The sequence below is a fragment of the Phenylobacterium sp. genome (genome assembly GCF_044358365.1).
Classification (GTDB): Bacteria; Pseudomonadota; Alphaproteobacteria; order Caulobacterales; family Caulobacteraceae; genus Phenylobacterium.
In genome coordinates this window covers 1-19079 of the sequence record NZ_JBIKNZ010000034.1, presented here as the reverse complement: position 1 = coordinate 19079, position 19079 = coordinate 1, and the positions used below count along the sequence as shown (strand labels likewise).

The following is a 19079-nucleotide window of genomic DNA, read 5'->3' as shown; positions in this document are numbered from 1 at the left end:
TTGTTAGATTTACGTTGTACGCATATCTTTTTGCGCTTCGCAACAGTGTAGCTCAGCCGCGAGATCACGTTGGGTGAACTTGACGTCAGGCCCGCGCGGGGCGCAATTCCGCCCATGGCCGACACCCTGTTAATCGACCCCGGATTTCCGCCCGCCGACGAGGCCGCCTGGCGCGCGCTGGTCTCCAAAACCCTGGGCGACAAGCCCTTCGAGAGCCTGATGAAGGCGACGGTCGAGGGGCTGCCGATCTCGCCGCTCTATGCGGCGTCGGAGCGGGCGGCGGGCTTCCCGCCCAGACCGTTCGAGGCTGGCCGGGCCTGGGACGTGCGGACCCTGTCGGCGCACCCCGATCCAGCCAGGGCGAATGCTGAACTGCTGGCGGACCTGCAGGGCGGCGCGGCCTCCGTCATCGTTCAGGGCCACGCCACGCCTGATGCCCTCGCCCGCGCGCTCAAGGACGTGATTCTGGAACTGGCTCCGACTGGGCTCGACGCCGGGTTCCGGGGGCCGCAGGCCGCTCAGGCGCTGCACACCGTCGCCAGATCCTCGCCCGGCGCAAAGCTGGATCTCAACCTCGACCCCATCAGCGCCTTCGCCGGGTCAGGCGCCAGTCCCGGGCCGGTCGCCGCGCACCTGGCCGCTGCGGCGACCGTCGCTGCGGACCTCGCCCAGACCTACCCCCAAGCCAGCCTGTTCCAGGCCTCGGGCCGCGTGGTCCATGAAGCCGGCGGCGGCGAGGCCCTAGAGGTCGCCTTCGCCGCAGCGGCCGCCATCGCCTACGCCAGGGCCCTGGTCGGCGCGGGCCTGACGATCGCCGAGGCCTTCGCACGCGTCACGCTGGGCCTGTCGGCGGATGCGGACTATTTCGTGGGTATTGCCAAGGTTCGCGCCGCACGCGTCGTGTTCGCCCGGATCGCCACCGCCTCCGGCGCTGACCCTCTGGCGCGGATCGAGGCGCGGTCATCGCGCCGCATGCTGACGGCGCAGGACGCCTGGACCAACATGATCCGTCTGACGGTTGCCGGGTTCGGCGCGGCGGTCGGCGGTGCGGACGCTGTGGTGCTCGGGACCTATTCCGACGCCCTGGGGCTGCCCACTACCCTCGCCCGGCGACAAAGCCGCAACGCCCAGCTGGTGCTGATGGAAGAGGCACATATCGGCAAGGTCACCGACCCTGCCGCCGGCTCCGGCTACATCGAGACGCTCACCGATCAGATCGCCCGGGCCGCCTGGACACGCCTGCAGGCCATTGAGGCCGCCGGCGGGCTTGTCTCCGCCCTGACCTCCGGTCTGATCGCCCGGGACGTAGCGGCGGCGGTCGCCGCGCGGGGCGAGCCGAAGATCGTGGGCGTTACGGCCTTCCCGCCCACCAGCCCGGCGCCGGTCGAGGTGGAACCGGGCGGCGCCTTCCCCGATCAACCCTCGCCACGCCTCCCCGGCGAAGACAGCGTGTGCCCGCCCTTGAAACCCATTCGATTGTCCGAAGCCTATGAGGTGGCGGCATGAGCGCGTTCCCGGATTTCGCGACCCTGCCGTTCGAGGGTCCTGTCACGCCGACCTCACCGCCGGAGGCCGATGCCTGGAATACCCCGGAGGGTATTGCCGTCCGCCCCGCCTATGCCGCGGCTGACATCACCGGCCTGGCAGCCATGGGCGGCTATCCGGGACTGGCGCCGTTCGTGCGCGGCCCCTACCCCACCATGTACGCCACCAACCCCTGGACGATCCGCCAGTACGCCGGATTCTCCACCGCGGAGGACAGCAACGCCTTCTATCGGCGCAACCTGGCGGCGGGCCAGATGGGACTGTCGATCGCCTTCGATCTGGCCACCCACAGGGGGTATGACTCAGACCACCCCCGCGTGGCGGGCGACGTGGGCATGGCCGGCGTAGCCATCGACAGCATCCTCGACATGCGCACCCTTTTCGACGGCATTCCGCTCGACAAGATGAGCGTGTCGATGACCATGAACGGCGCCGTGCTGCCGATCCTGGCGCTCTACATCGTGGCGGCGGAAGAACAGGGCGTGCCGCACGAGAAGCTCTCGGGCACCATCCAGAACGACATCCTGAAGGAGTTCCTGACCCGGAACACCTACATCTATCCGCCCGGCCCCTCGATGCGGATTGTGTCCGACATCTTCGCCTATACGGCCCGCGAAATGCCGCGCTTCAACTCGATCTCGATCAGCGGCTATCACATGCAGGAAGCCGGCGCGACGCTGGACCTGGAACTGGCCTACACCCTGGCCGACGGCATCGACTATGTCCGTGCGGGCGTCGCGGCGGGCATGACCGTGGACCAGTTCGCCCCCCGGCTTTCGTTCTTCTGGAACGCCGGCATGAACGCCTTCATGGAGATCGCCAAGCAGCGCGCCGCACGCCTGCTGTGGGCGAAGCTGATGAAGGCCGAGTTCGACCCGAAGGATGCGCGCTCCCTCTCGCTGCGAGCCCACACCCAGACCAGCGGCTGGAGCCTGGCCGCCCAGGACGTCTACAACAATGTCGCCCGCACCACCGTCGAGGCCATGGCGGCCGTCGGCGGCCAGACCCAGAGCCTGCACACCAACTCGCTGGACGAAGCCCTGGCCCTGCCGACGGACTTTTCCGCGCGGATCAGCCGCAACACCCAGCTCTTCCTGCAACTGGAGAGCGGCCAGAACCGGGTCGTCGACCCCTGGGGCGGCAGCTTCTATGTCGAGCGCCTGACTGCCGATCTGGCCGAGCGGGCGCTCACCCACATCGCCGAGGTCGAGGCGCTGGGCGGGATGGCAAAGGCGATCGAGAACGGCCTGCCGAAACGCCGGATCGAGGAAGCCTCCGCCCGCACCCAGGCCCGGATCGATTCCGGGCAGCAGTCAGTCGTAGGGGTAAATCGGTACAGGCCTGACGTGGCCGACGACATCCCCGTGATGAAGGTCGACAACACCGCCGTCCGCAACGCCCAGCTTGAAAAGCTGAAACGCCTGAAACGCGACCGCGACCCGGAAGCTGTGGCCGCCGCTCTGGATGCGCTGACCGCCGGCGCGGCCGGCGACGGCAACCTGCTGGAACTCTCGGTCAATGCCGCACGGGCCATGGCTACGGTTGGCGAGATCTCGTTCGCCCTGGAAAAGGTGTTCAACCGCCACAAGGCCACAGCCGACGCCGTCAAGGGTGTCTACTTGCGCGAAGCTGGCGCGACGCCCGCTTCAGACCGCGCCCGCGCCATGGCTGCGGCCTTTGAACAGGCCGACGGCCGCAAGCCCCGCCTGATGGTGGCCAAGATGGGCCAGGACGGCCATGACCGGGGTCAGAAGGTGATCGCGTCCGGCTTCGGCGACCTGGGCTTTGACGTGGAGATCGGCGACCTGTTCCAGACCCCCGCCGAAGCGGCGGTAGAGGCCGTCGAAGCCGGGGTTCACGCGGTCGGCGCCAGCTCGCTCGCCGCTGGACACCTGACTCTGGTGCCGGAACTGAAATCCGAACTGGCCCGCCTGGGACGCCCAGACATCCTGGTATTTGTCGGCGGCGTCATCCCGCCGGAGGATTTCAAGGCGCTGGAGGACATGGGCGTTGCCGCGATCTTTACGCCAGGGACCGTGATCCCGGAGGCGGCGATCACCGTGCTGGACCGGCTGAACGAACAGTTGGGCTATGCGCAGGAAACGGCAGGGCGCTGATCCTGAGGATCCGGCCTTCTGGTGCGGGCGGTCGGACTTGAACCGACACTTCGTTGCCGAAAACGGATTTTAAGTCCGCTGCGTCTACCGATTCCGCCACGCCCGCGCGTTGCAGCAGATAGGCCGCCACGGGCGGGGAGTTCAAGCGGCGTCGCGGATCGCGGCAGCGCGCGTTCACAATCCGTCACTTGGCCCCGGTGCCCGTATCGGCGCATGATGAAGACAAAGCCCAGGAGGACACCCATGGTTCGGTCAGCAAAAATCGCCATTCTGCTCGCGTCAGTTCTCAGCCTTCCGGCGGCCCCTGTGGCAGCCAGGGGGCTCGAGTCTCTCTATTCCTGCGACGCAGAAGGCAGCGCCAATACCAAGGCTGCCGTGGTCGGCGGCCTGGTCGGCGCGCTGGCCGGCAGCCAGATCAGCAAGGATAATCGCGTGCTTGGCGCCGCGATCGGCGCGGGTCTGGGCGCCGTGATCGGCAACTCCATCGGCTGCCGCATGGACCGCAAGGCCCAGCAGGACGCTCAGCAGGCGTTCCAGAGGGCGCTCGACACCGGCAGGACGCAGACCTGGTCTGACCCCCAATCCGGCGCCAGCGGGCGGATCGAGGTTCTGGAGCGGGTTAACAGTGCGCCACAGACCAGCGCCGCCTCCGGCCGCTGGCGCTTTGCCGAAGGAGTAACCCCGGTATCGCGCGTCTCAAGCCAGAGCGGCACGTACTCAGTCTCGTCTCGGGTCAACGTCCGCGCGGCGCCCAGGGCCGACGCCCCGGTACTGGATCGATTGCGGGTGGGCGAGACCTTCGTTTCCAGCGGCACGGTGGCCGGCGGCTGGCTGGCGGTCGAGGAAGATGGCCTGATCCAGGGCTACGTGGCCCGTTCGGTCGTGCAGGCTTCGGACGGCCAGACCAGCGGTGACTGCCGACGCGTCGAACAGACGATCAATGAGCGCGGCCAGCCCACCGTGCGCGAACAGTTCAACGCCTGCCGCGATGCCGGCGGCAGCTGGAACCTGACGTCACTGTAGGGTCTCGGCAGCGTTGAAGGCGTGAGGCATAAGATCGCGGATGATCCTCACCCTGTCCTGCCCTGACCGACCCGGCATCGTCGCCCAGGTCTCAACCTGCCTCTTCGACGGCGGCGCCAACATTCTGGACGCTCAGCAGTACGACGACCAGGAAACCGGTCGGTTCTTCATGCGGGTGGTCTTCGACCCGGGCCGTACCGGGCCGGAGGACTGGCGCGAAGCCCTGCGCCCGGTCGCTGAGGATCACGCCATGACCTGGACCCTGCGCGGACGCAAGGAGCGGCGCCGGGTGATGATCCTGGCCTCCCAGACCGACCACTGCCTGTCCGACCTGATCTGGCGCTGGCGTCAGGGAGAAATGCCGATGGACCTGGCCTGTGTGGTGTCGAACCACCCGGCCGAGACCTTCCCCCATACCGATCTCCAGGGCGTCACCTTTCGCCACCTGCCCGTAACGGCGGAAACCCGGCCCGAGCAGGAAGCCGCGCTATGGGCCCTGGTTCAGGAAACCGGCACCGAACTGGTCATCCTCGCCCGCTACATGCAGGTGCTGTCCAACGACCTGTCGGCAAGACTGGCGGGGCGCTGCATCAACATCCACCACTCGTTCTTGCCCGGCTTCAAGGGCGCGCGGCCCTACCATCAGGCCCACGCGCGCGGCGTAAAGGTGATCGGCGCGACGGCCCATTACGTCACCGCCGACCTCGACGAGGGCCCCATCATCGAGCAAGACGTCGAGCGCATCAGCCACCGGGATGCCCCGGCAGACCTGATCCGCAAGGGCCGCGACATTGAGCGCCGGGTGCTGGCGCGCGCCGTGCGTTGGCATCTGGAGGACAGGGTGCTGCTTAACGGGCGCAAGACGGTGGTGTTTACAGGCTGAGGGGCCTCGGGGTCTTGACCGGGCGGGGCTTCTTGCACATGTCGACGGCTTCAAATCTTTACGGAACCGCCGGATGCCGACCTTGCCCAGAATTGCCGGGATCAGCGCGCTGCTCTCCCTTACGGGCGCGATCACGCCAGCCCTGGCCCAGCCTGCAAACATCGCCGGGTTCGACGCCGACAAGGACGGCCGCACCTCCCGCGCCGAGTACCGCACAGGTCTCGTCTCTGAATCCATGAAGTTCGACAAGAACCGGGATGGCCGGGTAACCGTCGCCGAGCTGCCGGGCTTCACACGCCTTCCCGGCGTCAAGGGCGCGGTGGAGAAGGTTTTCAAGACCAACGACGTCTCCGGCGATGGCGCCCTGTCTTCGGAGGAACTGGCCGCCCGCGCCGAGGTTCGCTTTGGCGAACTGGATGTCAACCGCGATGGGTATCTCAACAGCGCCGAGATAAAGGCCGCCCGGCGCAGCCGCTAGCGGTCAGACGCCCGCATGGAACCATGCGAGATCGTCCAGGGTTGAGGCGGGAGCGGGTCGAACCCCGGCGCCGTCGCAAGCCCCCTGGTCCCGATGCACATCCTCCCCGAACTGCCCTACGCGCTGGACGCCCTCGTCCCGTTCGTCTCGTCCGAAACGCTGGCAGCGCACCACGGCAAACACCACAAAGCCTATGTGGACAAGACGAACCAACTGGCGACCAAAGCCGCACTGGCAGAGCTGCGGCTGGAAGACATTGTCCGCAGAGCCCACTCAACCGGCGACATTCCGCTCTTCAACAATGCCGCCCAGGCCTGGAACCACGCCTTCTTCTGGCAATGTATGAGACCGCCCGAAAAGGCCGGGCCGGCAAGCGGCCTCCTGCGGGCGATCAACCAGGCCTTCGGCAGCTTGCAGGGCCTGCGAACTGCGTTTGTCGAGACCGGCGTCAGTCACTTCGGATCAGGATGGAACTGGATCGTCGCCGGCCCGGAAGGGCTCAAGGTGGTGTCGACCCATGACGCAGACGATCTCTTGATCCGGGACGGCGTAACCCCGTTGCTGGTCTGCGATCTCTGGGAGCATGCCTACTACCTCGACTACAAGAACGAGCGACAGCGCTTCCTTGAGCGATGGTTCGACAATCTCGCCAACTGGGATTTCGCAGACGCCCAATGGGCGGTCGTCGATGCTGAAGGCCCCGGCTTTCGCTATCCCCTGCCCGCCGCCGCAGCGGCATGATCGAGCACGTCCGATCGCGGCGCTGACCCTCAGACGAACTTCGGCTTGCGCTTCTCCCGGTGCGACGCCAGCCCCTCGGCCGCTTCCGGGCCTGTAAATCCCAGAAACTCCAGTGCGAGTGAGGCGTCAAACGCCGGCCCCGCCGACCGTAGCCAATGGTTCAATGCGTGCTTGGTCCAGGCGATGGCCAACGGCGCGCCGTTGGCCAGCTTGGTTGCGACAGCCAGCGCCCTGGCGTCCAGCTCGTCATCCGGCACACAAAGGGAGATCAACCCGATCCGCTCGGCTTCCTGACCGCTCAAGGGATCGCAGGTGAGCAAATAGTACTTGGCCTTGGCCATGCCGCAGAGCAGCGGCCAGATGATCGCGGCATGGTCGCCCGCCGCCACGCCAAGGCGGGTATGGCCATCGATGATCCGGGCGTCCGGCGTCGCGATGGAGACGTCTGCCAGCAGACCGCAAACCAGCCCCGCGCCCACCGCCACACCGCGCATGGCGCTGACCACGGGGGTCTGGCAGTCGATGATGTTCATGACGATGTCGCGGGCCTCGCGCATCGATCGCACGCGCACCTCAAAGTCATCGACAATCCCCTGGATCATGTCGAAATCCCCGCCGGCAGAGAACGTATCTCCCGCTCCGGTCAGGATGGCGCACCGCGTGTCCGGGTCGGCGTCCACGTCGCGCCAGACCTCGGCCAGTTCGCGATGCATTACCGCATCGGTGGCGTTGAGCTTGCCGGGATTGCTCATGACGATGCGCAGCACGCCAGGCGACGGCCGCTCGAACTTCAGCCGTTCGTAGCGGGCATAGGGATCGCTCATGCGAGGTCCTTCAATAGATGGTGTAGCCGCCGTCGATCACGAAGCTGTCGCCCGTGTGGAACTTCGAGGCGTCGGAGGCCAGATAGACCGCCAGGCCCGAGAAATCCTCTGGCTCGCCCCAGCGGCGCATCGGTACGCGACCGATCACCTGGTCGTTGAACTTGTCCCACTTCTGGGCCGCAGCGGTCATGTCCGAGCGGATCCAGCCGGGCAGCACCGAATTGGCCCGGATGCCGTGGCGGGCATATTCCACCGCCAGGCCGCGCACCATCGACAGCACCGCGCCCTTGGTCGCGGCATAGGCCTGGTTGCGCGGCGCGCCGTGAATGGCCGAGGTCGACGAGGTGACCAGCAAAGAGCCGCCCGGATCGCCGGCCCGAGCACGCTCAACCATGTGTTTTGCGGCCTCACGGAACGTCCAGAACACCGCGTCCAGGTTCACCGTGGTGACGCGCCGCCACTTCTCGGTGGTCATTTCCTCGAAAGGCGCCCCGCCGCCCAGACCCGCGTTGGCGGCGCAGAAATCGATGCGGCCGAACTTTGCCAACACCTCGGCGACGGCGGCCACCACAGCCGCCTCATCAGCCACATCAACCTTCTGGACCAGCACGTCGACACCGTAGGCCTTGAGCGTCTCTTCGGCCTTGGCGTTCTTTTCCGGATTCTGGCCCCAGACGGCAACCTTCGCGCCGGCAGCGGCCAGCCCCTCGGCCATGCCCAGGCCAATGCCGCCGTTGCCGCCGGTGATCAGACCCACCTTGCCAGTCAGGTCGAAAGGAATGAACGCCATCTAGAGAAGCCTCCCGTGTTTGGGCCCGACTTGATGCGGGCGCCCCTACGTCGGTCAAGCGCCTCTGGCGTGGCTCAGGCGGCGACAACCTCGACGACATTCTCGATACCAGCGCCCTTCAGCGCGGCAATGAGCTCGACGACGACCTCACCCAACTGATCAGCGTCCCGACTGCGCAGCACCAGGTTCGAGCCGTAGCCGTCGGCGCCGTAGAAAGGATAGCTGCCCAGCGACATGTCCGGATGCGCCTTGGCGACCGCTTCCAGAGGTGCGGCGATCACACCTTCCCCGGAGCCTTCTACCCGCACCGTCCGTGACACTGTCGGCCGCCCGCCCCGCATCCGGGGACCGACGTCCTCCAGCATGCCGCGCATGATCTGGGGCACGCCGGCCAGGGTGAAGACATTGCCGATCGTGAAGCCGGGCGGCCCCTGCACCGGGTTCTTGACCAGATCTCCGCCTACTGGAATTCGCGCCATCCGGCGGCGCGCGCCATTCACTTCGCCACCCCATCGCGCGGCCATCATGGCGATGATGTCGGGATGTTCGTAGAGCTCCACCCCGAACGCCAGCGCCACAGCGTCAGCGGTAATGTCGTCATGCGTCGGGCCGATGCCGCCCGTCGTGATCACATAGTCGTAGCGGGACCGGAGCGCGTTCAGCGCATCGACGATCTCCTGCATGACATCCGGCACGGTGCGGGTCTCGGCCAGGTCGATCCCGATGACGCCGAGATAGCGGGCGATGTCGCGCGTATTGGTATCCTGGGTTCGCCCTGACAGGATTTCATCGCCGATCACCAGCACAGCGGCGGTGACGCGGTCATCAGCGGTTTCGCTCATTCCGGATCCTCAAATGATGGGTGCTTGTAGCGGTGGGTCAGCGGCGATCCAACAGCTGGAACCAAATTCAGTCTGCCGGGTTCAGGCCTCTGAGGATCAGCCTCCGGGGTACCCACATGAAATACAGCGCCATTCTCGCCGCCGTCGTTGTCGCCGCAGGTCTGTCGGCTTGCACGCAAAAGACGGAAGCGCCCGCGCCGGCCGCCGCGCCTACCGAAGTCACGGTCACGCCGCCGGACGTCAATGTTACGTCGCCGCCTGCAGAGCCCAGCACGACGACGACGGAATCCACGACCACCACGGCCCCTGACGCCATGACGGGCGATCCGGGCTCGACGTCGAGCACGACCACCACGACAGAGAAAAAATAGATTCGGAGAGCCCGATCGCGAGACGTCCCCACTTCTCGCAATCGACCGAAGCTGAAACCCCCGATCCGGGCAGAACCGGATTGGGGGTTTTTGAGTTTGCAGCCGGGCGCTACAGCCTCGGGCGAAACTTCTGCGCTGGAGTGCTGAGCCCGATGGACTTTCCGTCCCCGTTGAAGCGCGGCGTGCTGGTCAGCCGCTATAAACGCTTCTTCGCCGATGTCGTGCTGGACAATGGCGACGAGATCACCGCCCACTGCCCCAACCCCGGCGCCATGCTGGGCCTGAGCACGCCGGGGTTGCCGGCCTGGGTCTCGCGATCCGACGACCCCAAGCGCAAACTCGCCCACACCCTGGAGCTGGTCGAGGCCGACGGCGGACTGGTGGGTATCAACACCATGCATCCCAATCGCCTTGTCGCCGAGGCGCTGGCGGCTGACGCGATCCCTGAACTGACCGGCTACGCCGCCCACCGGCGCGAGGTGCGATATGGGGCAAACTCCCGGGTGGACTTCCTGCTGGAGGCGCCGGACCGGGCGCCGTGCTGGCTTGAGGTCAAGAACTGCCATCTGCGCCGCAACGGAACCCTGGCCGAGTTTCCGGACTGTGTAGCCGCGCGCTCGCTCAAGCACCTGAGGGAACTCACCGCCATGGTCGAGGCCGGTGAGCGGGCCGTGATGCTTTTCGTGATCCAGCGCACCGACTGCAACGCCTTTGCCGCCTGCAACGACCTGGATCCGGCCTATGCGCGCGGGCTCACCGAGGCGGCAGCGGCGGGCGTGGAGGTATTGGCCTATGCCTGCGAAATCACGACGCAGAAGGTGATGATTGCAAGCCCGATCCCCTGGGTCGGGGATCGGCTCCAGCTGGCTCGCAGTTGAATTTTCGCGTCAAAAGAGCGACATAGGGCCCTGGAGCACCCCATGACCGATACCCTCGACGGCGAATACCGCACAGGCCAGATCAAGCTGCATGACGCCGCCGGTTTCGAAGGCATGCGCAAGGCCGGCCGCCTGGGCGCCGAGTGCCTGGATATGCTGGCGCCCTACGTGGTTCCAGGCGTCGTCACCGAGAAGCTGGACGATCTGGCCCGCGAATTCATCCTGGATCACGGCGCGATCCCGGCCTGCCTGGGTTATCGTGGCTACACCAAGACGGTCTGCATCAGTCCCAACCATATCGTCTGTCATGGCATTCCCGGCGATCGGGTGCTGCGCGAGGGCGACATCGTCAACATCGACGTCACGGTCATCGTCGATGGCTGGCACGGCGACACCTCTCGGATGTATGGCGTTGGTCCCGTGGCGCCGCGCGCCAAACGCCTGGTCGACGTCACCTATGAGGCCCTGCAACGCGGGCTGGACGCGGTGAAGCCCGGCGCGCGCACTGGCGACATCGGCCACGCAATCCAGACCTATGTGGAGAGCATGCGCTGCTCCGTCGTGCGCGATTTCTGCGGTCACGGCCTGGGCCGCGTGTTCCACGACGCGCCCAACATCCTGCACTTCGGCCAGAAGGGCACGGGCGAGCTGCTGCAGCCTGGCATGTTCTTCACCATCGAGCCGATGGTGAACCTGGGCAAACATCCGGTGAAGCTGCTGGCCGACGGCTGGACGGCGGTCACCCGCGACAAATCGCTGTCGGCCCAGTGCGAGCATTCGTGCGGCGTCACCGAAACCGGGATCGAAGTTTTCACCCTGTCGCCCACCGGCCAGTTCAAGCCGGCGATCCTCAGCGCCTGACGGTTGCAGCGCGGCGCTGACCGCGCGATGTTGTCTCCGGAACCGGAGGGAACAACCATGAAATTCGCACTGGCGCTAGGCGCCGCGATGGTTCTGGCCTCCCCTACGGGTCTCGGCGCCAATCCGGTCGACATCGGCATCAACGCGATCTGTGGCGCCGAGAGCGCCATTGAGGCCGCCGTGGCGGCCAATGGCAGAATTCGCGAGGGCGTCGGCACCAGTGAATTCAAGGCCGATACCGCCAACCCCGAGGCCCAGGCCTGGTTCAGTTACGGTATCAACGCCTACCACGGCTTTCTGCACGCCGAGACCAAGCAGGCGCTGGCCAAGGCCGCCGAACTGGACCCGGGCTGCGCGCTTTGCGTCTGGGCAGAGGCTTTGTCGCTGGGTTCGACGCTCAACTACGCCGTTACGCCGGAGCAGACCGCCGCGGCCCTGGCCGTCGCTGACCGTGCGACCAAGGTCGTAAAGCCGGGCGATGAACGCACAGCCGCCCTGGTCGCCGCCCTGCAGCTTCGCTACCAGCCCGTGGCGCCCCCGGAGGGCCGCGAGCAGGCCTTCGGCAAGGCGATGGACGCCATCGCACGGCGCTATCCCGACGACGACGCCATCGCCACCATGACGGCGCACGCCCTGATCATTCCGGCCCGGCAGGACGACTATTCCGGCGTCGCCCGCGCCCAGGAAATCCTGGAAGCCGTTCTGGCCCGCAAGCCGGATGAGACGGCGGCGATCCACTACTACATCCACGCCACAGAGTTCGCCGGCCACGCGCCGCTGGCCCTGCCCTATGCCAAGCGCCTCGGCAGCCTGGCGCCCACCGCCGGCCACCTGGTGCATATGGGCACCCACACCCTGATGCGGGTCGGCCTCTACCCGGAGGTCGCCCGCGCCAACGCCGCCGCCATGCAGGTCGACGCTGAAACGGGTTCCGCCCTTTCGAACCTCGGCAACGCGCCCGGCAAGTTCTATTATCTGCACAATTATCTGTTTGGATTGAGTGGGGCGATGATGTCCGGAGACCGGGCGCTTTCGCTCAAGTACGCCGAGCACGCCCGTGGGGGCTTCCCCGATGTCGCGACGAGCCGCTACGCCACCGCCTCCGCCCGCAGCCTTGTGGCGGTGGGTCGCTTTGCCCCGGACCGGGCTTTGGCGCTGACCAGCGCGCCCTCAGATACCCGTCTGCAGAAGATCTACTTCCACTATGCCCGCGGCGAAGCCTTCGCCGCCAAGGGCGACGCGGCGGCGGTGCTGCGCGAAGCCGAGGCAATTGAGGTCCTGCGGGCAGAGACCGCGAAACTGCCGGGCGCGGGCGTCGATTCGCCAGGTCGGCCCGCCCAGGTTCGCGGCGAGGCCAGCCAGGCCGGCGAGTTCGCAAACCTGCCGATCGCGGAGGTGGCCGCAGGCGTGCTGAGAGGCCGCGCCGCGATGCTGCGTGGCGACGCCGGCCAGGCGGCCGTCATCTTCGCCAGCGCCGCCATCGCCCAGGAAAAGGCCTTCCCGGTTCCGAAAAACTTCGACCCGCCGCCCTGGTGGTATCCGGTCCGCAGAAGCCTGGCCGCCGCCCAGCTCAAGGCCGGCCGCTTTGCCGAAGCCGAACGCGCCGCCCACGCCAGCCTGTCCGAATGGCCTCAGGATGCGCTGGCGCTGCGGGTTCTCGCGGAGGCGGAAGCTGGACAGGGCCGCAAGGGCGCTGCCCGTGACTTCACCGCCCAGGCGCGAAAAGCCTGGCGCGGCGGTGACGTGGCGAAGGTCCCGCTCGACCTGATCTGACGGCGGATCACTGGAAACGGCGCGCGGCCAGTTCGTTACAATTTTCTAACTTGAAACCACCCGGCACGTTCGTCAATTTTTGCGACGAACAAGCACCGCAGGCTAGATACTCATGCTCTCGATCAGGGGATTGACCCACGTCTATCCGAACGGAACCCGTGCGCTGGACGGCGTCGACCTGGAGCTTCCCAAGGGCATGTTTGGTCTGCTAGGCCCCAATGGCGCCGGCAAGTCGACCCTGATGCGCACCCTGGCGACTCTGCAGACGCCCACCTCCGGAGCCATACGGTTCGGTGATATCGACGTAATCGCGGAGCCAGAAATGCTTCGCCGGACCCTGGGCTACCTGCCGCAGGATTTCGGCGTCTATCCCCGTGTATCAGCCCTGGATCTGCTGGATCACCTGGCGGTGCTCAAGGGTATCGCCAGCCGCGGCGAGCGCAAGGACACCGTCGAGACGCTTTTGCACCAGGTGAACCTCTGGGACGTCCGCAAGAAAGCGGTGGCCGGTTTCTCTGGCGGCATGCGCCAGCGCTTTGGAATCGCCCAGGCCCTGATCGGGCGCCCCTCGCTGATCATCGTGGATGAGCCGACCGCCGGCCTCGATCCGGAGGAACGCAACCGCTTCCTCAACCTCCTGGCCGAGATCGGCGAGAACGTGGTGGTGATTCTCTCGACCCACATCGTCGAGGATGTCTCCGATCTTTGTCCCAGCATGGCGGTCCTGGCTGCAGGCCGGATTCTGGTGGAAGGCGCGCCGGCCGATCTTGTCGAGCGACTGAGCGGACGGGTCTGGCGCAAGATCATCGACCGAGCGGAACTGGACGCCCAGCGCGCACGCCATGATGTCATCGCCAGCCGCCTGGCGGCCGGTCGTTTGATCATCCATGTCCTGGCCGACACCTCCCCCGACGCAGACTTTGAGCCCGTGCAGGGCGGGCTGGAGGATGTCTACTTTTCCACCCTTTCCGCCTCGCGGCGCGCCGCCTGAAGCCGGAAGGACGCGTCATGTTCGGCAAGATCGCAGCCTTCGAGCTGCGCTATCAGCTTCGCCAGCCGATCTTCTGGATCGCCTCGCTGATCTTTTTCCTGCTGGTGTTCGGGTCGGTCACCATCGATCAGATCCAGATCGGATCCGGCGGCAACATCCTGAAGAACTCGCCCAGCGCCATCGGTCAGACCACGCTGATCATGTCGCTGTTCTTCATGTTCGTATCCACCGCCTTCGTCGCCAACGTCATCGTGCGTGACGAGGAAACCGGGTTCGGCCCTATCATCCGGTCCACCCGGATTCACAAGTTCGACTATCTGTTCGGTCGGTTCTCCGGCGCGTTCGCGGCTGTAGCCCTGGCCTTCCTGGTCGTGCCGCTGGGGATACTCGCGGGCTCATTTGCGCCGTGGATGGACCCGGAAACCGTGGGCCCGAACCGCCTGGGCGCCTATGCCTTCGCCTATCTCTGGCTGGCCTTGCCCAGCCTGTTCATGACATCGGCGCTGTTTTTCACCCTGGCGACGGTCACCCGCTCCATGATGGCGACCTATCTTGGCGTTGCCGGGTTTCTGATTGCGTACCTGCTCATCAACGTCGCCATGGGCGAGCCCGAGCGGCGCGAGCTAGGCGCCCTGATTGAGCCGCTGGGTCTGGCGGCCTGGAGTCTGGCGACCCGCTATTTCACCGCCGCAGACGCCAATACCCTGACGCCACCCATCGAAGGCGCACTTCTGTTCAACCGGTTGATCTGGACAGCCGTCGGCGTCGCGGCCCTGGCGCTGGCGCATGGCCTGTTCCGCTTCGAGGCGCGCACCGGCGCCAGCGCGCGCGGGAACACCGAAGCCGAGATGGCGACGGCCTTCGTACCAAAGCCCCTCGCCCGCCCACGATTTGGTCCGGCGACGGCCTGGGCCCAACTGATGCAGCGCACGCGCTTCGACATGGCGCAGGTGTTCAAGAGCCCAGCCTTTCTGGTGCTCCTTGTGCTTGGCCTGTTCAATAGCCTGGGCGCATTGATCTTCGGGGCAGAACAGAGTGGCGCAGCCCTCTATCCCGTGACCCGCTGGGTGATCGGTACGCTGAACGGCGCCTTCACGCTTATGGTGATGATCGTCGCGGTCTACTACGCTGGCGATCTGGTCTGGCGTGACCGCGAGCGGCGCACGCACGAGATCATCGATGCAACGGCCGTGCCCGACTGGGCGTTCGTGGTCCCCAAGGCCCTGGCCATCATCCTCGTCCTGTTCAGCATGCTGCTGGTCAGCGCCCTGACCGGCGCGGCAGTCCAACTGGGCATGGGCTTCACGGCGATCCAGCCCGAAAAATACCTCTTCTGGTATATCGTTCCCAACGCCATTGACTGGGCGCTGGTTGCGATCCTGGCTGTGTTTCTACAGACGATCTCGCCCCACAAGTTTGTGGGCTGGGGCCTGACGCTGCTCTACCTGATCGCCACCCTGTCGCTGGGTCGCATCGGCTTCGAGCATAACCTCTACATCTTCGGTGGCGCGCCCGCCTCGCCGCTGTCGGACATGAACGGCCAAGGCGACTACGCAGTCTTTGCGGCTTGGTTCCGCGCCTATTGGACGGCCTTCGCCGTGGTGCTGCTGGTCCTGTCCCATCTGCTCTGGCGACGGGGAGCAGAAACCCGTCTGGCGCCGCGTCTGGCGCGCCTGCCCAGGCGGCTTGCTGGCCCGGCAGGATTGGTGGGCGGCCTGGCCCTGATCGCCTTTGTCGGCCTTGGCGCGAATATCTTCTACAACACCAATGTCCTGAACACGTACCGGACTGCCCTCGAGGGCGACGAATGGCAGGCTGACTACGAAAAGGCCTTCCTGAAGTACGAGTCCCTGCCGCAGCCCTCGATCACCGACGTCACCCTCACCATCGACCTGCATCCGCATGAGCCACGGATGACGACTGAGGGTGTCTATCAGCTGGTCAATGACACCCAGGCTCCCATACGCCAACTCCACGTGCGCCTGGATCGCGACACCAAAGCGCTCCAGATGAACGTGAACGGCGCGAGCCGCGTGCAGACCTTCGACCGGTACAACTATCGGATCTTCACCTTCGACAAGCCGTTGCTGCCTGGCGAGACCTCGGCCCTCTCGTTCCAGACCCTGATGGGTCAGCGCGGCTTCAAGAACTCCGGCAATACGACGCGCCTCGTCGACAACGGGACCTTTGTCGACAACATGGAATTCGCCCCCATTGTCGGCATGCAACGCGAGGGTCTGTTGCAGGATCGCGCCAAGCGCCGCAAATACGGCCTGCCGCCCGAGCTTCGTACCCCCAAGCTGGAGGATCGGTCAGCTCAGGCGCGCAACTACGTCGGCAATGCCGACTGGGTGAATGCCGATATCACCATCACGACGGTCGCCGACCAGACGCCGGTCGCTCCCGGCTACAGGATCTCTGACGTCACGGCCAATGGCCGGCGCACCATTCGCTATCGCACCGACGCGCCGGTGCTGAACTTCTTCTCGGTGCAATCAGCTCGCTACGCCATCAAGCGAGAGACCTACAAGGGCGTCGAACTGGCCATCTACTACGACGCCCAGCACCCGTGGAACGTCGAGCGGATGATCAAATCCCTCAAGACCGGTCTGGACTACTACCAGACCAACTTCAGCCCCTATCAGTTCCGGCAGGCGCGGATCCTGGAGTTCCCCGACTACGCTCAGTTCGCCCAGGCCTTCGCCAACACCATGCCCTATTCCGAGGGTATCGGTTTCATCGCGGACAACACGAAACCTGACAAGATCGACTACGTCACTTACGTAACAGCTCACGAGCTGGCGCACCAATGGTGGGCTCACCAGGTAGTCGGCGCCGACATGCAGGGCGGGACCGCACTTTCCGAGACCCTGGCCCAGTACTCGGCGCTGATCGTGATGGAAAAGACTTTCGGGCCCGAAGGCATCCGCAAGTTCCTGAAGCGGGAACTAGATGAATACCTGCGCAGTCGCGGCGGTGAATTGCTCGAGGAGCTGCCGCTGATCCGCGTCGAAAACCAGGGCTACATTCATTACAACAAGGGTTCTCTGGTCATGTACCTGCTGCGTGATCGCATCGGAGAGGTCAGGATCAATGCGGCCCTGCGTCGCGTGATCGCCCAGTACGCCTTCAAGGGCGCGCCCTATCCGAGGTCCCAGGACCTTGTCGACGCACTTCGCGCCGAGGCGGGACTTGAGCACCAGCAACTGATCACCGACCTCTTCGAAAAGATCACGCTCTACGATCTGAAAACCCGCTCGACCGCTGTCAAAAAACGTCCAGACGGTCGCTACGACGTCGTTCTGACTGTTGAGGCGAAGAAGACCTATGCAGACGGTCGCGGCAAGGAGACCCCAGTCGCTATTCCGGACAGCGAGGTTTTCGATGTCGGAGTCTTTACAGCAGAGCCAGGGACGGCGGGCTTCTCATCGAAGAACGTGCTGGCCTTCCAGAAGGTTGGCCTTCGAACAGGCGCCCAGACCATACGGTTTACGGTCGACAGGAAACCGACCTACGCTGGCGTAGACCCCTACAACAAACAGATCGACCGGGACTCTGACGATAACGCCATTGCGGTCGCCGGCGGCTAGACCGTCGCGCGACCGGTGGTCTGGCTTTCCGATCTGGGATACCGGCTTCAGGCTTGCCAAGCGAGAACACTTACGGAACATTGTCGAAATGAGCCGCCCGTTCTCCGTCGAAGACACCGCGCCCCAGCCCGACCTGTGGCAGGCGCGGTCCGCAACACCGCCACGCCCTCACTATGCGGGTCATCGCGAGCGATTGCGGGAGCGGGCGATGGCTGGCGGCCTTCCCGCCCTGCCCGACTATGAGGTGTTGGAACTCCTGCTGTTCCGGTCCGTCCCGCGCGGTGATGTAAAGCCGTTGGCCAAGCAACTTCTCGCCCGGTTCGGATCGCTGGGCGCGGTACTGGGTGCGACGGCGGAGGACATGCGCACGGTCGCCGGCGTCGGCGAGGCCGTCGCACTCGACCTCAAACTCCTGCATGAGGCCGGCCTGCGCACGGCTCGCGAGCAGATCTCCCGCCGACCGGTGATCTCATCCTGGGCCGCCTTGCTGGCCTATGTGAAGACGGCCCTGGCCCATGAAGCGCGCGAACAGTTTCGCGTCCTCTTTCTCGACAAGAAAAACCAGCTCATCGCCGACGAGATCATGAACCGCGGCACGGTCGATCACGCGCCGGTCTATCCGCGCGAAGTGGTGCGCCGGGCGCTCGAACTATCAGCCAGCGCGGTGATCCTGGTGCACAACCACCCGTCCGGCGACCCGACCCCCTCATCCGCCGACGTCGACATGACCCGCCAGATCGTCGACGCCGCACGGCCGCTGCGCATCTCCATCCACGATCATCTGGTGGTCGGCCGCGACGGTGTAGCCAGTTTCAAGGCGCTGGGATTGATGTGAGCCGATGAGAAGAACCTCCCCCATTCATGGGGGAGGGGGACCACGAAGTGGTGGAGGGGGCGCTGACACAGCATGAGAGTCACCAGCAACGCGACAAAACGCGCCCGCAGCTTGCGGAAATCAATGTCGCTGCCAGAAGTCCTGCTTTGGCGTCATCTCCGGGGCCGGGAGCCCGGGAAGCCCGTGTTCCGCCGCCAGCATCCTGTCGGTCCCTACGTGCTCGATTTCTACTGCCCATCTCGCCGAATTTGCTTTGAGATCGACGGAGAGGCCCATCACCTCGAGGATCGACCACAACGCGACGCACGCCGGGACGGATATCTTCGACGTCAAGGCATGCGAGTTGTCCGAATTCCCGCCTCGTATTTTCTGGCGGACCCGTACGGCATCGCTCAACGCCTGATCGGCTACGTTCAGGATGCTGCAGCGCCCCCTCCACCACTTCGTGGTCCCCCTCCCCCGTAAACGGGGGAGGTTGGCGTGGTGCACGCCGGCCGCGACGGCGTAGCCAGTTTCAAGGCGCTGGGATTGATGTGA

General features: G+C 65.6%; 17 protein-coding genes and 1 tRNA gene. 14 read left to right on the top strand and 4 right to left on the bottom strand.

The window, feature by feature from the left end; translation table 11 throughout:
- Positions 1-114 precede the first annotated feature (114 nt).
- Positions 115-1506 carry a methylmalonyl-CoA mutase family protein gene (locus ACIQ3B_RS10845; protein ID WP_397402422.1) on the top strand — a complete coding sequence of 464 codons (1392 nt, stop codon included), beginning with the start codon at positions 115-117 and terminating at the stop codon, positions 1504-1506.
- Entirely contained in the window at positions 1503-3662 is a 2160-nt protein-coding gene (gene scpA, locus ACIQ3B_RS10840) for a methylmalonyl-CoA mutase (protein ID WP_397402420.1), read from the top strand. Before ACIQ3B_RS10845 ends, scpA begins: the two co-directional genes overlap by 4 nt.
- Positions 3663-3681: 19 nt before the next feature.
- On the opposite strand, the gene ACIQ3B_RS10835 is transcribed toward scpA, so the two are convergent.
- Positions 3682-3768 (bottom strand) — tRNA-Leu (locus ACIQ3B_RS10835).
- A gap of 137 nt (positions 3769-3905) precedes the next feature.
- On the opposite strand from ACIQ3B_RS10835, the gene ACIQ3B_RS10830 reads away from it, so the two are divergent.
- The 4 genes from ACIQ3B_RS10830 to ACIQ3B_RS10815 all read left to right on the top strand — a co-directional run bounded on the left by ACIQ3B_RS10830 (position 3906) and on the right by ACIQ3B_RS10815 (position 6787).
- Positions 3906-4685, top strand: coding sequence for an SH3 domain-containing protein (locus ACIQ3B_RS10830; RefSeq protein WP_397402418.1), 780 nt, complete (start codon positions 3906-3908; stop codon positions 4683-4685).
- Positions 4686-4725: 40 nt separating this feature from the next.
- A complete protein-coding gene (gene purU, locus ACIQ3B_RS10825) occupies positions 4726-5568 on the top strand; it encodes a formyltetrahydrofolate deformylase (RefSeq protein ID WP_397402416.1) in 843 nt (280 codons plus the stop codon).
- 73 nt (positions 5569-5641) lie between these two features.
- Positions 5642-6046: an EF-hand domain-containing protein gene (locus ACIQ3B_RS10820; RefSeq protein WP_397402414.1), complete on the top strand. Its 405-nt coding sequence runs from the start codon at positions 5642-5644 to the stop codon at positions 6044-6046.
- A gap of 93 nt (positions 6047-6139) precedes the next feature.
- Positions 6140-6787, top strand: coding sequence for a superoxide dismutase (locus ACIQ3B_RS10815; protein WP_397402412.1), 648 nt, complete (start codon positions 6140-6142; stop codon positions 6785-6787).
- Positions 6788-6816: 29 nt separating this feature from the next.
- Here the strand turns inward: ACIQ3B_RS10815 and ACIQ3B_RS10810 are convergent, their stop codons facing one another.
- The 3 genes from ACIQ3B_RS10810 to ACIQ3B_RS10800 all read right to left on the bottom strand — a co-directional run bounded on the left by ACIQ3B_RS10810 (position 6817) and on the right by ACIQ3B_RS10800 (position 9243).
- Positions 6817-7611 carry an enoyl-CoA hydratase/isomerase family protein gene (locus ACIQ3B_RS10810; protein ID WP_397402411.1) on the bottom strand — a complete coding sequence of 265 codons (795 nt, stop codon included), beginning with the start codon at positions 7609-7611 and terminating at the stop codon, positions 6817-6819.
- Between the two features lie 10 nt (positions 7612-7621).
- Complete coding sequence (locus ACIQ3B_RS10805) at positions 7622-8401, bottom strand: SDR family NAD(P)-dependent oxidoreductase (RefSeq protein WP_397402409.1); 780 nt, start codon at positions 8399-8401, stop codon at positions 7622-7624.
- A gap of 74 nt (positions 8402-8475) precedes the next feature.
- Positions 8476-9243: a competence/damage-inducible protein A gene (locus tag ACIQ3B_RS10800; RefSeq protein WP_397402407.1), complete on the bottom strand. Its 768-nt coding sequence runs from the start codon at positions 9241-9243 to the stop codon at positions 8476-8478.
- Positions 9244-9359: 116 nt separating this feature from the next.
- Between ACIQ3B_RS10800 and ACIQ3B_RS10795 the strand changes: the two genes are divergently transcribed.
- From ACIQ3B_RS10795 to ACIQ3B_RS10760, 8 genes are all read left to right on the top strand, one after another.
- Positions 9360-9614, top strand: coding sequence for a hypothetical protein (locus ACIQ3B_RS10795; RefSeq protein ID WP_397402405.1), 255 nt, complete (start codon positions 9360-9362; stop codon positions 9612-9614).
- Positions 9615-9766: 152 nt separating this feature from the next.
- Positions 9767-10492, top strand: a complete 726-nt coding sequence (gene sfsA / locus ACIQ3B_RS10790; RefSeq protein WP_397402403.1) for a DNA/RNA nuclease SfsA — start codon at positions 9767-9769, stop codon at positions 10490-10492.
- Positions 10493-10534: 42 nt separating this feature from the next.
- Positions 10535-11353 (top strand): type I methionyl aminopeptidase, encoded by an 819-nt coding sequence (map, locus tag ACIQ3B_RS10785; protein WP_397402402.1) that lies wholly within the window; start codon positions 10535-10537, stop codon positions 11351-11353.
- Between the two features lie 57 nt (positions 11354-11410).
- Positions 11411-13126: a hypothetical protein gene (locus ACIQ3B_RS10780; protein WP_397402400.1), complete on the top strand. Its 1716-nt coding sequence runs from the start codon at positions 11411-11413 to the stop codon at positions 13124-13126.
- A 112-nt stretch (positions 13127-13238) separates the two neighbouring features.
- Entirely contained in the window at positions 13239-14117 is an 879-nt protein-coding gene (locus ACIQ3B_RS10775) for an ABC transporter ATP-binding protein (RefSeq protein WP_397402398.1), read from the top strand.
- A 17-nt stretch (positions 14118-14134) separates the two neighbouring features.
- On the top strand, positions 14135-17707 hold the full coding sequence (locus tag ACIQ3B_RS10770; RefSeq protein ID WP_397402396.1) for a M1 family aminopeptidase: 3573 nt from the start codon (positions 14135-14137) through the stop codon (positions 17705-17707).
- Positions 17708-17795: 88 nt separating this feature from the next.
- Entirely contained in the window at positions 17796-18542 is a 747-nt protein-coding gene (gene radC / locus ACIQ3B_RS10765) for a DNA repair protein RadC (protein WP_397402394.1), read from the top strand.
- Positions 18543-18614: 72 nt separating this feature from the next.
- Positions 18615-19007, top strand: coding sequence for an endonuclease domain-containing protein (locus ACIQ3B_RS10760; protein ID WP_397402392.1), 393 nt, complete (start codon positions 18615-18617; stop codon positions 19005-19007).
- Positions 19008-19079: the final 72 nt, after the last annotated feature.

Excerpts from the sequence above, each read along its gene's own strand:
- ACIQ3B_RS10845 (WP_397402422.1), top strand. The coding sequence starts at position 115 with ATGGCCGACACCCTGTTAATCGACCCCGGATTTCCGCCCGCCGACGAG.
- scpA (WP_397402420.1), top strand. The coding sequence starts at position 1,503 with ATGAGCGCGTTCCCGGATTTCGCGACCCTGCCGTTCGAGGGTCCTGTC.
- ACIQ3B_RS10830 (WP_397402418.1), top strand. The coding sequence starts at position 3,906 with ATGGTTCGGTCAGCAAAAATCGCCATTCTGCTCGCGTCAGTTCTCAGC.
- purU (WP_397402416.1), top strand. The coding sequence starts at position 4,726 with ATGATCCTCACCCTGTCCTGCCCTGACCGACCCGGCATCGTCGCCCAG.
- ACIQ3B_RS10820 (WP_397402414.1), top strand. The coding sequence starts at position 5,642 with ATGCCGACCTTGCCCAGAATTGCCGGGATCAGCGCGCTGCTCTCCCTT.
- ACIQ3B_RS10815 (WP_397402412.1), top strand. The coding sequence starts at position 6,140 with ATGCACATCCTCCCCGAACTGCCCTACGCGCTGGACGCCCTCGTCCCG.
- ACIQ3B_RS10810 (WP_397402411.1), bottom strand. The coding sequence starts at position 7,611 with ATGAGCGATCCCTATGCCCGCTACGAACGGCTGAAGTTCGAGCGGCCG.
- ACIQ3B_RS10805 (WP_397402409.1), bottom strand. The coding sequence starts at position 8,401 with ATGGCGTTCATTCCTTTCGACCTGACTGGCAAGGTGGGTCTGATCACC.
- ACIQ3B_RS10800 (WP_397402407.1), bottom strand. The coding sequence starts at position 9,243 with ATGAGCGAAACCGCTGATGACCGCGTCACCGCCGCTGTGCTGGTGATC.
- ACIQ3B_RS10795 (WP_397402405.1), top strand. The coding sequence starts at position 9,360 with ATGAAATACAGCGCCATTCTCGCCGCCGTCGTTGTCGCCGCAGGTCTG.
- sfsA (WP_397402403.1), top strand. The coding sequence starts at position 9,767 with ATGGACTTTCCGTCCCCGTTGAAGCGCGGCGTGCTGGTCAGCCGCTAT.
- map (WP_397402402.1), top strand. The coding sequence starts at position 10,535 with ATGACCGATACCCTCGACGGCGAATACCGCACAGGCCAGATCAAGCTG.
- ACIQ3B_RS10780 (WP_397402400.1), top strand. The coding sequence starts at position 11,411 with ATGAAATTCGCACTGGCGCTAGGCGCCGCGATGGTTCTGGCCTCCCCT.
- ACIQ3B_RS10775 (WP_397402398.1), top strand. The coding sequence starts at position 13,239 with ATGCTCTCGATCAGGGGATTGACCCACGTCTATCCGAACGGAACCCGT.
- ACIQ3B_RS10770 (WP_397402396.1), top strand. The coding sequence starts at position 14,135 with ATGTTCGGCAAGATCGCAGCCTTCGAGCTGCGCTATCAGCTTCGCCAG.
- radC (WP_397402394.1), top strand. The coding sequence starts at position 17,796 with ATGAGCCGCCCGTTCTCCGTCGAAGACACCGCGCCCCAGCCCGACCTG.
- ACIQ3B_RS10760 (WP_397402392.1), top strand. The coding sequence starts at position 18,615 with ATGAGAGTCACCAGCAACGCGACAAAACGCGCCCGCAGCTTGCGGAAA.